General features: G+C 70.4%; 13 protein-coding genes, 1 tRNA gene and 2 pseudogenes. 9 read left to right on the top strand and 7 right to left on the bottom strand.

Annotation, left to right across the window (positions count from 1 at the left end; all coding sequences use genetic code 11):
- Positions 1–87: 87 nt before the first annotated feature.
- A pseudogene (locus EAO72_RS43355) lies at positions 88–276 on the top strand (HTTM domain-containing protein); the annotation flags it as partial.
- A gap of 53 nt (positions 277–329) precedes the next feature.
- Here EAO72_RS43355 and EAO72_RS26925 read toward each other — a convergent pair.
- A complete protein-coding gene (locus tag EAO72_RS26925) occupies positions 330–1064 on the bottom strand; it encodes a TrmH family RNA methyltransferase (protein ID WP_148019780.1) in 735 nt (244 codons plus the stop codon).
- On the bottom strand, positions 1061–2608 hold the full coding sequence (locus tag EAO72_RS26920; RefSeq protein ID WP_410090543.1) for a DUF5819 family protein: 1548 nt from the start codon (positions 2606–2608) through the stop codon (positions 1061–1063). Before EAO72_RS26920 ends, EAO72_RS26925 begins: the two co-directional genes overlap by 4 nt.
- Before the next feature lie 333 nt (positions 2609–2941).
- Here EAO72_RS26920 and paaA point away from each other — a divergent pair, with 333 nt between their 5' ends.
- From paaA to EAO72_RS26890, 6 genes are all read left to right on the top strand, one after another.
- A complete protein-coding gene (gene paaA / locus EAO72_RS26915; protein ID WP_148019779.1) occupies positions 2942–4036 on the top strand; it encodes a 1,2-phenylacetyl-CoA epoxidase subunit PaaA in 1095 nt (364 codons plus the stop codon).
- Positions 4033–4323: a 1,2-phenylacetyl-CoA epoxidase subunit PaaB gene (gene paaB, locus EAO72_RS26910; protein ID WP_148019778.1), complete on the top strand. Its 291-nt coding sequence runs from the start codon at positions 4033–4035 to the stop codon at positions 4321–4323. The genes paaA and paaB overlap by 4 nt, the downstream gene beginning before the upstream one ends.
- The gene (gene paaC, locus EAO72_RS26905) at positions 4320–5021 is read left to right on the top strand and encodes a 1,2-phenylacetyl-CoA epoxidase subunit PaaC (protein WP_148019777.1); all 702 of its coding nucleotides are present in this window, start codon (positions 4320–4322) and stop codon (positions 5019–5021) included. Before paaB ends, paaC begins: the two co-directional genes overlap by 4 nt.
- A complete protein-coding gene (paaD, locus tag EAO72_RS26900) occupies positions 5015–5527 on the top strand; it encodes a 1,2-phenylacetyl-CoA epoxidase subunit PaaD (protein WP_148019776.1) in 513 nt (170 codons plus the stop codon). Before paaC ends, paaD begins: the two co-directional genes overlap by 7 nt.
- On the top strand, positions 5528–6586 hold the full coding sequence (locus EAO72_RS26895) for a 2Fe-2S iron-sulfur cluster-binding protein (RefSeq protein ID WP_148019775.1): 1059 nt from the start codon (positions 5528–5530) through the stop codon (positions 6584–6586). It abuts the gene before it with no gap.
- Between the two features lie 126 nt (positions 6587–6712).
- The gene (locus EAO72_RS26890) at positions 6713–7900 is read left to right on the top strand and encodes an acyl-CoA dehydrogenase family protein (RefSeq protein ID WP_148019774.1); all 1188 of its coding nucleotides are present in this window, start codon (positions 6713–6715) and stop codon (positions 7898–7900) included.
- A gap of 61 nt (positions 7901–7961) precedes the next feature.
- On the opposite strand, the gene EAO72_RS26885 is transcribed toward EAO72_RS26890, so the two are convergent.
- The 4 genes from EAO72_RS26885 to EAO72_RS26870 form a co-directional block, all read right to left on the bottom strand.
- Positions 7962–8306 (bottom strand): rhodanese-like domain-containing protein, encoded by a 345-nt coding sequence (locus EAO72_RS26885; RefSeq protein WP_148019773.1) that lies wholly within the window; start codon positions 8304–8306, stop codon positions 7962–7964.
- Positions 8307–8354: 48 nt separating this feature from the next.
- The gene (locus tag EAO72_RS26880; RefSeq protein ID WP_148019772.1) at positions 8355–9428 is read right to left on the bottom strand and encodes a J domain-containing protein; all 1074 of its coding nucleotides are present in this window, start codon (positions 9426–9428) and stop codon (positions 8355–8357) included.
- 58 nt (positions 9429–9486) lie between these two features.
- Positions 9487–10938: a DUF2252 domain-containing protein gene (locus EAO72_RS26875; protein ID WP_148019771.1), complete on the bottom strand. Its 1452-nt coding sequence runs from the start codon at positions 10936–10938 to the stop codon at positions 9487–9489.
- A gap of 160 nt (positions 10939–11098) precedes the next feature.
- Positions 11099–11446 carry a winged helix-turn-helix transcriptional regulator gene (locus EAO72_RS26870; RefSeq protein ID WP_148019770.1) on the bottom strand — a complete coding sequence of 116 codons (348 nt, stop codon included), beginning with the start codon at positions 11444–11446 and terminating at the stop codon, positions 11099–11101.
- A gap of 124 nt (positions 11447–11570) precedes the next feature.
- On the opposite strand from EAO72_RS26870, the gene EAO72_RS26865 reads away from it, so the two are divergent.
- A complete protein-coding gene (locus tag EAO72_RS26865; RefSeq protein WP_148019769.1) occupies positions 11571–12182 on the top strand; it encodes an FMN-dependent NADH-azoreductase in 612 nt (203 codons plus the stop codon).
- 234 nt (positions 12183–12416) lie between these two features.
- Here EAO72_RS26865 and EAO72_RS26860 read toward each other — a convergent pair.
- A tRNA-Leu gene (locus EAO72_RS26860) sits at positions 12417–12499 on the bottom strand.
- Positions 12500–12814: 315 nt separating this feature from the next.
- On the opposite strand from EAO72_RS26860, the pseudogene EAO72_RS26855 reads away from it, so the two are divergent.
- Positions 12815–13311, top strand: a pseudogene (locus EAO72_RS26855) (DUF3662 domain-containing protein); the annotation flags it as partial.

The following is a 13311-nucleotide window of genomic DNA, read 5'->3' as shown; positions in this document are numbered from 1 at the left end:
CTCTCCCGGCCCCTCCCCGCGTACAGCCGGCTCCCTCTCCCGGCCCGGCCCCTCCCCGCGTACAGCCGGCTCCCTCTCCCGGCCGTGCTGGCGCTGGTCGCCGCCGCGCTGCTGCTCGTGGGCTGGCACACCCGCGCGATGTCCGTCCTCTTCATGGTCGGCGTGCTCTCCCTGCAGAACCGCAGCATCTTCATGGGCGACGGCGGCGACAACGTCATCCACCTGATGTCGATCTACCTGGTACTGACGCGATGCGGTCAGGTCTGGTCCCCGGACCGCCCTTGGACCGGACCGCCCTTGGGCCGCCGCCCCCAGGGCGAGCCCTACGCCTACGCCCCGCCCACCGGAATATCCGCATACCGCTGCACCCATGCGTGCATCGCAATCGCCGCCGCAGCCCCCGCGTTGATCGACCGCGTCGATCCGAACTGCGCGATCGAGCACACCATCGAGGCGTGCTTGCGCGCGTCCTCGGTCAGCCCGGGCCCCTCCTGTCCGAAGAGCAGCACACACCGCCGCGGCAACTCGGTCCGCTCCAGCGGCACCGCGCCCGGAAGATTGTCGATACCGATGATCGGCAGCCCTTCGGACGCCGCCCAGGCGGTCAGATCGGCCGTGTCCGGGTGGTGACGGACATGCTGGTAACGGTCGGTGACCATCGCTCCGCGACGGTTCCAGCGCCGCCGCCCCACGATGTGCACCTCCTTGGCGAGGAAGGCGTTCGCGGTGCGTACGACGGACCCGATGTTGAAGTCGTGGCCCCAGTTCTCCACCGCCACGTGGAAGTCGTGCCGCCGCAGGTCGAGGTCGGCGACGATCGCCTCCCGGGTCCAGTAGCGGTACTCATCGCCCACATTGCGCCGGTCGCCGTGGGCGAGCAGCTCGGGGTCGTACCGCTCGCCCACGGGCCAGGGCAGCGGATGCGGCCCGACGCCGATCTCCGTACCGAACCCCTCGTCGTACTGCGCCGGATCGTCCGTGACCGGCGCCGCGGACGGGTCGGCCGCCCCACCCGCACCATCGGTGCTGCCTGTACTGCCTGTACTGCCTGTCTCGCTGCTCACCCGACGAGCGTATGGCCCCCACCGTCGCGGCGCTGCGGTGCCTCCCGGTCCTCGGTCGCGGCACCGGCACCGGCGTCCCCACCCCCGCCGCCCGCCGCCTCAGCACCGCCCTCCGTCTCAGCCCAGTCCCGCGGCCCCGGCACCTTGCCGCGCCGCCGCAGGAACAGGTCCCGCCCATGTGCCGCCTGTCCTCCGAGCCACATCAGGAAGACGGTCGGCAGGAAGACGGCGTCCGCGGCGATCATGGCCATCGAGAAGAAGGGCAGCCCCAGCAGCAGGGCGATACCCGCGTGCTCGCAGATCATCAGGACGAGCAGCACGTTCTTGACGCGCCGGTTGAACAGGGTGAACGGGAAGGCGACCTGCACGACGACGGTGGCGTACGTCAGCACCATCACCATCAGACCGCTCGCCGCCAGGAGGTCGGAGAGCCCGGGCCACGGGGTGAAGTAGTCGAGGTTGAGCGGGTAGTAGAGCGCCGTGCCGTCCTGCCAGCGCGTCCCCTGGATCTTGTACCAGCCCGCGGTCGCGTAGATCATGCAGACCTCGGCCATGATCACGACGAGTGTGGCGTTGTGGGCGAGGTTGGCGATGACGTCGAGCAGAGTGCGCGGCTCGCTGTCCGGTGCGTACCGGTTCACGGCCCACCAGGCACCGTGACCGATCCACAGGATCCAGAAGAGGACCGGCAGCCAGGTGGTCCCGCCCAGGCTGTCGGTCACCGTGGCGCCGCAGAGGACCGCCCCGAAGGCCACCCACAGCAGCGGACCCGCCACACCCGCACCGCGCGGTGCGGGGTCCGCGCCGGCCGAACGCCGCGCACGGCGGGCGTCCAGGGACCAGACCTGACCGCATCGCGTCAGTACCAGGTAGATCGACATCAGGTGGATGACGTTGTCGCCGCCGTCGCCCATGAAGATGCTGCGGTTCTGCAGGGAGAGCACGCCGACCATGAAGAGGACGGACATCGCGCGGGTGTGCCAGCCCACGAGCAGCAGCGCGGCGGCGACCAGCGCCAGCACGTACACGATCTCGAACCAGACAGCGCTGTCCGACCACATCAGTGTGGTGAAGGCCTGGTTTCCGGAGATGAGCTGCCGCGCCATGTCCCAGCGCCACGGGGCATCGGGGCCGTACATCTCGTGACGGTGCGGAATCTCGCGCAGCAGGAACAGGAAGTACGTGGCGGAGATGCCGATCCGGACGACGGCACTCTGGTACGGCCCCAGAGAAACGGCCGTGACGCGCTGGATACCGCGGGCGAGCGTGCGGTCGGAGCCGGGCGTGCTCACTGGTCCGTGGCTGGGCAGCAGATTGCCGCGTATCGCTTTGCCGTCCTCGCCCGAGAGGCTCATCCAGGGGGTGGTCCGACGCTTGTCGGGTCCGGATATCTCGGCGCGCACGTGCACGGCGATGTTCTGCTGCAGGGGATTGGGCGCGAAGAGTTTCCAGTTCTGCTCGAACTCGGGATAGATCCACTGGTCGACCGCCTCGCCGTGCTGCTTCGTCAGCGTGTTGGAGGGGGCGACGTGCAGGAACACCATCGCCAGCTGCACACAGGCGATGAACCCGATCACGGACAGCGCCACAGCGGCGACGACCTGGTACGGGAACGAGAGCCCGGCCATACCGACGCGGGGCTCGGGAACGGTCCGCGGGCCGGGGCCGATTTCGATCACGTCCCCCTCGCCGCCCCCGTCGGCACTCCCGTCGACGCTCCCACCGACGCCCCCGCCGACGCCCTTGTCGTCGTACGAATCCATCCCGCCCCGATCCCCGTCGATCCCGGTCAGTTATCCACAGGGTTGACACCCTACGGGCCGCAGACTCACCATTGAAGACATTGAACCGAACGATCGGTCGGTAGGGAGTCCGGGATGGCGGCAGTGACTGCGGGCCAGACAGCGCAGGCGGCAGCAGGCAGTACCGATGGGGCGGACGGGGCCATGGAGGCAGCCTTCGACGCCGCGGTCGCGGCCGATGAGCGCATCGAGCCACGGGACTGGATGCCCGACGCCTACCGCGCCTCACTGGTCAGGCAAATGGCCCAGCACGCCCACTCCGAGATCATCGGCATGCAGCCGGAGGCCAACTGGATCACCCGCGCCCCCTCACTGCGCCGCAAGGCCATCCTGATGGCCAAGGTGCAGGACGAGGCTGGACACGGGCTGTATCTGTACAGCGCCGCGGAAACGCTCGGCACGAGCCGCGAGGAGCTGCTCGACAAGCTCCACGCGGGCCGCCAGCGGTATTCCTCGATCTTCAACTACCCGACCCTGACCTGGGCGGACGTCGGCGCCATCGGCTGGCTCGTGGACGGCGCAGCGATCACCAACCAGGTTCCTCTGTGCCGCTGCTCCTACGGCCCGTACGCCCGGGCCATGGTCCGCATCTGCAAGGAGGAGTCCTTCCACCAGCGCCAGGGCTACGAACTGCTGCTCGCGCTCAGCCACGGGACACCGGCGCAGCACGAGATGGCGCAGGACGCCGTGAACCGCTGGTGGTGGCCGTCCCTGATGATGTTCGGCCCGCCGGACGACGCCTCGTCGCATTCCGCGCAGTCGATGACATGGAAGATCAAGCGGCATTCCAACGACGAGCTGCGGCAGCGCTTCGTGGACATCTGCGTCCCGCAGGCCGAGGTCCTGGGCCTCGCGCTCCCCGACCCGGACCTCCGGTGGAACGAGGAGCGCGGTCAGCACGATTTCGGGGCGATCGACTGGACGGAGTTCCAGGAGGTCCTGAAGGGCAACGGGCCGTGCAACGAACAGCGCCTCACGCAGCGCCGCCGGGCCCACGAGGAAGGCGCCTGGGTCCGGGACGCGGCCGCCGCATACGCACAGAAGCACACGGGCTCACCGACAACAGAAGCACTGAACCCGGCTGCACCAACGACGGCTGCACCGAAGACGGCGGTACCGAAGACGGCTGTAGCGAAGGCCGCTGTAGCGAACGGGGAGGCGACAGCATGAGCAGCTCGACCGACTGGCCGCTGTGGGAGGTGTTCGTGCGCTCGCGGCGCGGGCTCGCGCACACCCACGCCGGCAGCCTGCACGCCCCGGACGCGGAGATGGCCCTGCGCAACGCACGCGATCTCTACACCCGCCGCTCCGAGGGAGTCTCCCTCTGGGTGGTGCCCTCCACCCAGATCACGGCATCCTCGCCGGACGAGAAGGACACGTTCTTCGAACCAGCGGGTGACAAGCCCTACCGGCACCCGACCTTCTACGCCATCCCGGACGGGGTGAAGCACCTGTGACCGCGGCCCTCGCTCTCGGCGACGACGCGCTGGTGCTGTCGCACCGGCTGGGTGAGTGGGCGGGCCACGCCCCCGTGCTGGAGGAGGAGGTGGCCCTCGCCAACATCGCTCTGGACCTGCTGGGCCAGGCCCGCATCCTGCTCTCCCTGGCGGGTGACGAGGACGAACTGGCGTATCTGCGCGAGGAACGCGCCTTTCGCAACGTTCAGCTGGTCGAACAGCCCAACGGCGACTTCGCCCACACCATCGCCCGGCAGCTGTACTTCTCGGTCCACCAGCACGGCCTCTACGAACAGCTGGCGGCCGGGGACGGCGAGTTCGCCGGTCTGGCGGCCAAGGCCGTCAAGGAGGTCGCCTACCACCGTGACCACGCCGAGCAGTGGACCCTGCGCCTCGGGGACGGCACGGCCGAGAGCCACGCACGCATGCAGCAGGGGGTGGATGCCCTGTGGCGCTACACCGGCGAGTTGTTCCAGCCCGTCGAAGGAATCGACGTGGACTGGCAGGCACTGCACAGCCGCTGGCTGGACTCCCTCACGACCGTGCTGGAGCGGGCCACGCTGACCGTGCCGACCGGACCGCAGACCGGCGCCTGGACTGCGGGCGCCGGCCGGCAGGGCATCCACACGGAAGACTTCGGCCGGATGATCGCCGAGATGCAGCACCTGCACCGCAGCCACCCGGGGGCGTCATGGTGACCTGGACACCTCTGGAAGAGGAACTGCGCAGCCTCGCGGGCGCCGTTCCCGATCCGGAGCTGCCCGTACTGACCCTGGAGGAGCTGGGCGTGCTCCGGGGCGTGGAGGTCCTCGCGCCCGGCCGCGTCACGGTCCGGCTCACCCCGACCTACACCGGCTGCCCCGCGATAGAGACCATGTCCACGGACATCGAGCGCGTGCTGTACGACCGCGGCATGACCGAGGTCTCCGTGGTCACCGTCCTCTCCCCGGCCTGGTCCACGGACGACATCAGCGCGGAGGGCCGGCGCAAGCTCGCCGAGTTCGGCATCGCGCCTCCGCGGCCGCACGACGCCGCGACCGCCGCCGCAGGGGCAGGGCCCGTACCCGTTGCCCTGTCGGTGCGCTGTCCGCACTGCGGCTCGACCGACACGGAGCTGCTGAGCCGGTTCTCGTCGACCGCCTGCAAGGCACTGCGCCGTTGCGTGTCGTGCCGTGAACCGTTCGACCACTTCAAGGAGTTGTAGATGTTCCATCCGCTCCGGGTCAGCGCGATCGAGCGGCTCACGGACGATTCGGTGGCCGTCACCTTCGCCGTTCCGCCGAAGCTGCGCGAGACCTTCCGCCACAAGCCCGGCCAGCATCTCAACGTCCGCTACACGGTCGGCGGCGAGGAGATCCGCCGCTCGTACTCGATCTGCGCGCCGGCCACCGAGCAGCCGGCCGACCCCGCGCTTCGCGTGGGCATCCGGCTCGTCGACGGCGGCGCGTTCTCCACGTACGCACTCAAGGAACTGGCGGTCGGCGACCAGGTCGAGGCGATGCCTCCGATGGGCCGGTTCGTGCTCGCGCCGCGCGCCGGGCAGTTCGCGGCGATCGTCGGGGGTAGCGGCATCACGCCGGTGCTGTCCATCGCGGCGACCCTGCTGGCCCGCGAGGCCAACGCCTCGTTCTGCCTGATCCGAAGCGACCGGACCGCCGCCTCGACCATGTTCCTGGACGAGGTCGCCGACCTCAAGGACCGCTACCCGGACCGGTTCCAGCTGGTCACCGCGCTCTCCCGGGAGGAACAGCAGGCGGGCCTTCCCTCCGGCCGGCTCGATCGAGAAAGACTCACCGGACTGCTGCCGGCCCTGCTCCCGGTGGCCGGGATCGAGGGCTGGTACCTGTGCGGTCCGCTCGGCCTGGTCCGGGCCGCCGAGGGCGCGCTGCACGGTCTGGGCGTCGACCGGACCCGCATCCACCAGGAGATCTTCCACGTCGAGGACAACCCGGACGCCTCCGCCCGGCCTCAGGTCGAGGCTTCGGCACACAGCACGCTCACCGCGACTCTGGACGGCCGCTCGGGCACCTGGCCGGTGCGGGAGGGCGACTCCCTCCTGGAGACGGTGCTGCGCAGCCGTTCCGACGCGCCGTACGCCTGCAAGGGCGGGGTCTGCGGAACCTGCCGGGCCTTCCTGGTCTCGGGAGAGGTGCGGATGGACCGCAACTTCGCCCTGGAGCCCGAGGAGACGGACGCGGGCTATGTGCTGGCCTGCCAGTCCCATCCGGTGACGGGGGAGGTGGAGCTCGACTTCGACCGCTGACCTCCGGCGGCGCGCACCCCACACCTCGCACGACGCGCGGTCTGTTCCCTTCTTGTAGAACCTGTTCTATCTTGACGCTCCGTCAGATCGAGCTAAGGGCACAGCGGTTCGCGGGAGGCCAGGACAGTGGACTTCACCTTCACCGAGGAACAACAGGCAGCCGCCGAGGCAGCGCGGGCGGTCTTCTCGGGCGTGGCCCCCGACGCGGTGCCCAGCCCCGCTCTCGTCCCGGGAGCGGTCGCCGAGGACATCGACCGACCGTTGTGGGCGAGGCTCGCCGCCGGCGACCTGCTGAGCCTGACGCTCGCTCCGGAGCACGGCGGGGCGGGCCTCGACCTGGTCGCGCTCTGCCTGGTGCTGCGCGAGTCCGCGAAGGTCCTCGCCCGGGTTCCGCTGCTGGAGACATGCGCGGTCGCGATGACGGTCCAGCGTTACGGCGACCAGGAACTGGCGGCCGAGATGCTGCCCCGGATCGGCCGGGGAGACCTGGTTCTCACGGTCGGCGCCAACGGCCGCACCGGCCACGACCCGGCCGAACTCGCCGTCACCGCACGCCCGGACGGCCATGCGGGCGGCGGCAGCGGCAGCGGCAGCGGCAGGAACAACGACGCGGACACGGCGGACTGGGTACTGGACGGCGTCCAGTCGGCCGTGCCGTGGGCCCAGGCAGCGGACTGGATCGCGGTGCCCGCCCATGCCGGGGACGGCCGCGCCGTGCTGGCCCTGGTCCGCCGCGACGACGACGGTGTCACCGTCGCGGAGCAGGTCTCCACCAACGGCGAACTCTTCGGCGAGGTACGGCTGGACGGGGTCCGGGTCGAGTCCCGCCGGCTGATCGACGCCACCGATGCCTGGGAGTGGCTGCGCTCCGTGCTCACCACCGGGACGTGCGCACTCGCGCTGGGTCTCGGCGAGGCCGTACTGGCCATGACGAGCCAGTACACGGGCAAGCGCGAGCAGTTCGGCTTCCCCGTCGCGACCTTCCAGGCCGTGGCCGTGCAGGCCGCGGACCGCTACATCGACCTGCGGGCCATGGAGGTGACCCTCTGGCAGGCGGCCTGGCGGATCGCCGTCGGCGGGTCCGGCCCGCTGCCCCCGGCAGGCGACGTCGCGGTGGCGAAGATCTGGGCGTCCGACGGGGTCCGCCGGGTCGTGCAGACGGCACAGCACCTGCACGGCGGATTCGGTGCGGACACCGACTACCCGCTGCACCGCTTCCACGCCTGGGCGAAGCAGATCGAGCTGTCCCTCGGCCCGGCAGCGGCGCACGAGGAGGCCCTGGGCGACCTGCTGGCCGCCCACCCCCTCGGCTGACACCCCCGGGCAGAGCGGGCGGACTCGAAGCCGCCCCAGAGCCGAACAGGCCCTCGCGGGATCAGGCGACGAAGGCGGGCGCCCCGTTGTCGGTGACCATCGGGCGTCCCGCACCGTCCCAGGCAAGCATGCCGCCGTCGATGTTCACGGCGTCGATGCCCTGCTGCACCAGGTACTGGGTGACCTGGGCGGACCGGCCACCGACCCGGCACATCACGTGCACGCGCCGGCCGTCCTCCACCGCCTCGGTCAGTTCACCGAACCGGCCCACGAAGTCGCTCATGGGAATGTGCAGGGCGCCGTCGACATGCCCGGCCGCCCACTCGTCGTCCTCCCGGACGTCCAGCACGAAGCCGTCCACCGGCACCGCCGTGACGGCGACTGCGGGAAGCGGGGCGAAATTCATGGGTCATGCCTTCTCTCGTTCACAAGCGCACCGAAGTCACCGGAAACGCTACTGCAGACCTGCCAGCTCGGCCTCACGCTGCGAGACCTCGCCCAGCAGCTGCTCGGCGATCTCTTCCAGCAGGTGATCAGGATCGTCCGGCGCCATCCGCAGCATGGCGCCGATCGCGCTCTGCTCCAGCTCCTGGGCGAGCACCGTCAGCAGTTCCTTGCGCTGCGTCAGCCAGTTCAGCCGGGCGTACAGCTCATCGGCCTCGCCGAGCTCCGCCGGGGGCGCCACGGGTCCGGCCGCCCACTCCTGGGCCAGCTCCCTGAGCAGCGCCTCGTCCCCGCGCCCGTAGGCGGCGTTGACGCGTGTGATGAACTCGTCGCGCCTGGCCCGCTCCTTCTCGTCCTGGGCCAGGTCCGGATGGGCCTTGCGGGCCAGCTCGCGGTACAGCTTGCGTGCCTCGTCGGTCGGCCGGACCCGCTTGGGCGGCCGGACCGGCTGCTCGGTCAGCATCGCCGCGGCCTCGGGCGACAGACCGTCGGAGTCGATCCAGTCGTGGAACAGCTCGTCGACCCCCGGCATGGGCATCACGATCGCCCGTGCCTCCTGCGCCTTGCGCAGATCCTCCGGATCGCCCGACCTGGCGGCCCGGGCCTCCGCGATCAGCGCGTCGAGCTCGTCGAGCCGCGCGTACATCGGGCCCAGCCGCTGGTGGTGCAGCCGGGAGAAGTTCTCGACCTCGACCCGGAACGTCTCCACCGCGATCTCGAACTCGATGAGGGCCTGCTCGGCCACCCGCACGGCATGCGCCAGCCGCGCCTCCGGACGCTCCTGCTCCCCGGCCGTGCCACTCGCCGCAGCATCCGCCTCGCCAGTCGCCCCAGCAGTCACGTCACCGGGCGCACCATCGCCACCCGTCACGTCACCGAGCGCACCATCGCCACCCGTCACGTCACCGGGCGCACCATCGCCACGTCCGGCGCCGGGCCGGTCCGTGTGCGCCTCCGTATGCGCCTCGGCCTGCGCCTCCGTTTGCGCCCCGGCCGGAGGGCCGGGCCGCTCGTCCTGCGGGGCGTCGTCCTGCAGGGCATCGTCGTTCCGGGTAGTCGGCACCCCGGCGGCTTCGTGGGTCACCCGTCCAGCGTATGGCCACGGCCGAGGTGCCGAGGACGCACGGTCGGCGCAGCGGACCTCACACCCCCGTTTCGGCGGCTATCCGCCCCGCTCCGATCGCCCGTAGCAGGTCCGCGTGGTCCGCCTCGGTACGGTTCGCGTAGGTCACCGCGAACGCCGCCACGGCATCGTCGAGCTCGTCGTTCTTTCCGCAGTACCCCGCGATCAGCCGTGGATCGGCACTGTGCGCATGGGCCCGCGCCAGCAGCGCACCCGTCATCCGGCCGTAGTCGTCGACCTGGTCGGCCGCCAGCGCCGCAGGGTCCACACTGCCCTTCCGGTTCCTGAACTGCCGGACCTGGAACGGCCGGCCCTCCACGGTCGCCCAGCCCAGCAGGATGTCACTGACGACCTGCATCCGCTTCTGCCCCAGCACCACCCGGCGCCCCTCGTGCACCACCTCGGGCACATCGAAGCCCACGGCGGGCAGATGGGGCGCCAGCACCGACGGCCTGGCCTCCTTCACCTGGAGGACCAGGGGCTCGCCGCGGTGGTCCAGCAGCAGCACCACGTACGACCGGGTACCCACGCTTCCCGTGCCGACCACCCGGAACGCCACGTCGTGGATCGCGTACCGGGCCAGCAGCGGCACCCGGTCCTCCGAGACGGTGCCCAGGTAGTCGCCCAGACCCGCCGCCACGGCCGCCGCCTCCGCGTCCGGCACCCGGCGCAGTACCGGCGGCGCGTCGACGAACCGGCGGCCGCCGTCCCCGGAGTCCTCGGTGGACTTCGCGGCGAAACGGGCGCTGGTGTTGTTCCGCGCCTTCTCCGAGACCCGCTCCAGAGTGCCCAGCAGGTCCCTCGCGTCCGTGTGCGAGACCAGTTCCTCGTCGGCGATGGCGTTCCACGCGTCGAGTGCGGGCAGCCGGGCCAGCAGCCGCATGGTCCGCCGGTAGGCCCCGACCGTGTCGTACGCGCCCCTGCGGCAGGTCTCCTCGTCCGCACCGGCCTCGCGCCCCGCGAGCACCAGGGAGGTGGCAAGACGCTTGAGGTCCCACTCCCAGGGGCCGGACACCGTCTCGTCGAAGTCGTTCAGATCGATGACCAGGCTGCCGCGGGCATCGCCGTAGAGCCCGAAATTCGCCGCGTGAGCGTCGCCGCAGAGCTGAGCGGCCACCCCGGTGACGGGTGTCCCCACCAGGTCGTGGGCCATCAGACCCGCCGAACCCCGCAGAAAGGCGAACGGCGTCGCGGCCATCCGTCCCACCCGTATCGGCGTGAGACCCGCCACCCGGCCCTGGTTCGACTCCTCGACCGCCCGCACCGCGTCGGGCCGCCCGGCAGGCAGCACCAGGGAGGCGTGGGAGGAACGGGGCACGCTGCGGCGCAGCGCCTTGCCGGCCTCTCTCGGCGACAGCGGTGCGGTCCGGCCGTCCGGGGCCGCACGAGGCGCGAACCCGGGCACGACGGGAATGCGTGAACCGTCCTTCGCGGCCCGCTGTACCGGCAGTGTCGCTTCGATCTCGCTCATGGCGCGCAGCCTCCCCCGACCGCACCCGGCGCCGCCGTCGGCGTCCGGCGTCCCGGTCCAGCATCAACTGCCGCAGACGGTACCGCTGTCGGCCCGCACCCCGTCCCCGGGCTCCGGCTCGGACCGGCCGCGGCATCGCGCAGGCGGGCCGGCAGGCGGGCTAACAGCCGCCGAGGCCGTCCTTCAGATGCGTTTCGGCCCAGCTCCCCAGTTCCTTGAGGGCGGGCTCCATCGCGGCACCGGCCTGCGTCAGGCGGTACGACACCCGCAGTGGCGGTCCCTCGTCGACCTCGCGGACCACCAGTCCCGCCGCACCCAGTTCGGTCAGCCGGTCCGAGAGCATGCGCTCGCTGATGCCCGGGATGGCCCGCCGCAGATCGGCGAAGTGCACCGGCTGTTCCATCAGCACGGACACGATCGGCCCGGTCCAGCGCTTACCGAACAGCTCGAAGACGCGGCTGATGCCCACGTCCACCCGCCTGCACGCCTGCTCGCTGTGATCCGCCATTCATCCAGGGTACTGCGTGGATGTGAGGGACTTACTATTCGTAAGCCACTATGTTATTACTAGGTACGCACGAAATATTGGACCGCCCACCGGCCCTCCTCCTCACCAAACCATGGAGACCCTCATGGCCACCCTGCTGCACCTCGATTCCGCCGTCTTCCCCGAGGGCTCCGCCTCGCGCGAGGTCACCGCCGCCTTCGTGCAGACCTGGCTCGAGCAGCACCCCGACGGAAAGGTCGTCTACCGCGACCTCGCGGCCGAGCCTCTGCCCCACCTGGACGCCGAGGCCGCCGCGGCCGGTGCCGCGCACCCCCTGCGGGGCGAACTCGCCGCGGAACTCTCCGCCGCGGACGCGGTCCTGATCGGCGCCCCCATGTACAACTTCACGATCCCGTCGACGCTCAAGGCATGGCTCGACCACGTGATCATCGTCGGCCACAACGCCGGTCCCGACAGCCCGGTGGCCGGCACCCCGATCACCGTCGTCGCCAGCCGTGGCGGCTCGTACGCCGCGGGCACCCCGCGCGAGGGCGCCGAATTCGTGCAGAACTATCTCGCGACGCTGCTGACGTCCATGTTCGCCGCCGAGGTCGACTTCATCGTGCCGGAGCTCACCCTGGCCCACAGCAATCCGCAGATGGCCGAGCTCATCCCGCTCGCCGAGTCCTCCCGCGCCAAGGCACTCAGCGACGCCTCCGAGAAGGCGAAGGCACTCGCCTCCCGCCTCGCCGCCTGAGAATCAGGTCGCGACAGCAGGGAAGGGCCGGGGTCCACGGACCCCGGCCCTTCCCTGCGAATCGGACGTTTCACGTGAAACCAAACACCCGCAGCCCCTGACCGGGGCCGCACCACAACCCCTGCCCGGGCCACACCGGAAACCCTGACCGGCCCAGCCGGCACAGAACCGGCCGAGCCCGGCCCAGAACCGAAGAAGCCCCACAGGCCGATGGCCTGTGGGGCTTCTCTCTTGTGCGCGAGGGGGGATTTGAACCCCCACGTCCCTAAGGACACTGGCACCTGAAGCCAGCGCGTCTGCCGTTCCGCCACTCGCGCATGAGTGGTGTTTCCAGACTCTCGCTTGTTGCTGCGAGCGCCTGGCGACAAACGGAAGATTAGCACGCTGGACAGGGTGGATTCACATCCGTTTGTTTCGCCGAACGTCCCGAGGGAACCGGGAACCCGGAGCCGCTGCCCCCCACTCCTCCTGAGTGCACCCAAGGTGCGGGACACTGTCAGGAGGCCGCCTCTACGATCCGTGTGAGGGGGGACACTCCTCCACAGTGCAGACAAGGGGAACCAGCCGATTTCCCTACGCGTGGATACGATCAGTAAGCAGTACAGGGACGACAACACCGGAGGAGGTGCCCCATGGGAGTCATGAAGCGTTTCGAGCAGCGTCTCGAAGGTCTGGTCAACGGCACCTTCGCCAAGGTCTTCAAGTCCGAGGTCCAGCCGGTCGAGATCGCCGGTGCCCTCCAGCGGGAGTGCGACAACAACGCCACCATCTGGAACCGCGAGCGGACCGTCGTCCCCAACGACTTCATCGTCGAACTCAGCGCCCCCGACTACGAGCGGCTCAGCCCGTACTCCGGCCAGCTGGGCGACGAGCTCTCCGGTCTGGTCAGGGACTACGCCAAGCAGCAGCGGTACACCTTCATGGGCCCCATCAAGGTCCATCTGGAGAAGGCGGACGATCTCGACACCGGTCTCTACCGGGTACGCAGCCGCACGTTGGCGTCGGTGCTGCGGCCCATCACCAGCGTCGGGCGGGAGATCTGATGACGGGTGCCGTTGATCTCGATCCAGCGTCGCACCTGCGTGTTCGGCAGGGGGCTGGGGGTGGCCGGCGGGCGCCGGTCCGGGCC

Origin of the sequence: Streptomyces sp. OR43 (assembly GCF_008042275.1) — a bacterium.
Classification (GTDB): Bacteria; Actinomycetota; Actinomycetes; order Streptomycetales; family Streptomycetaceae; genus Streptomyces.
This window is presented reverse-complemented; position numbering and strand designations above follow the sequence as displayed.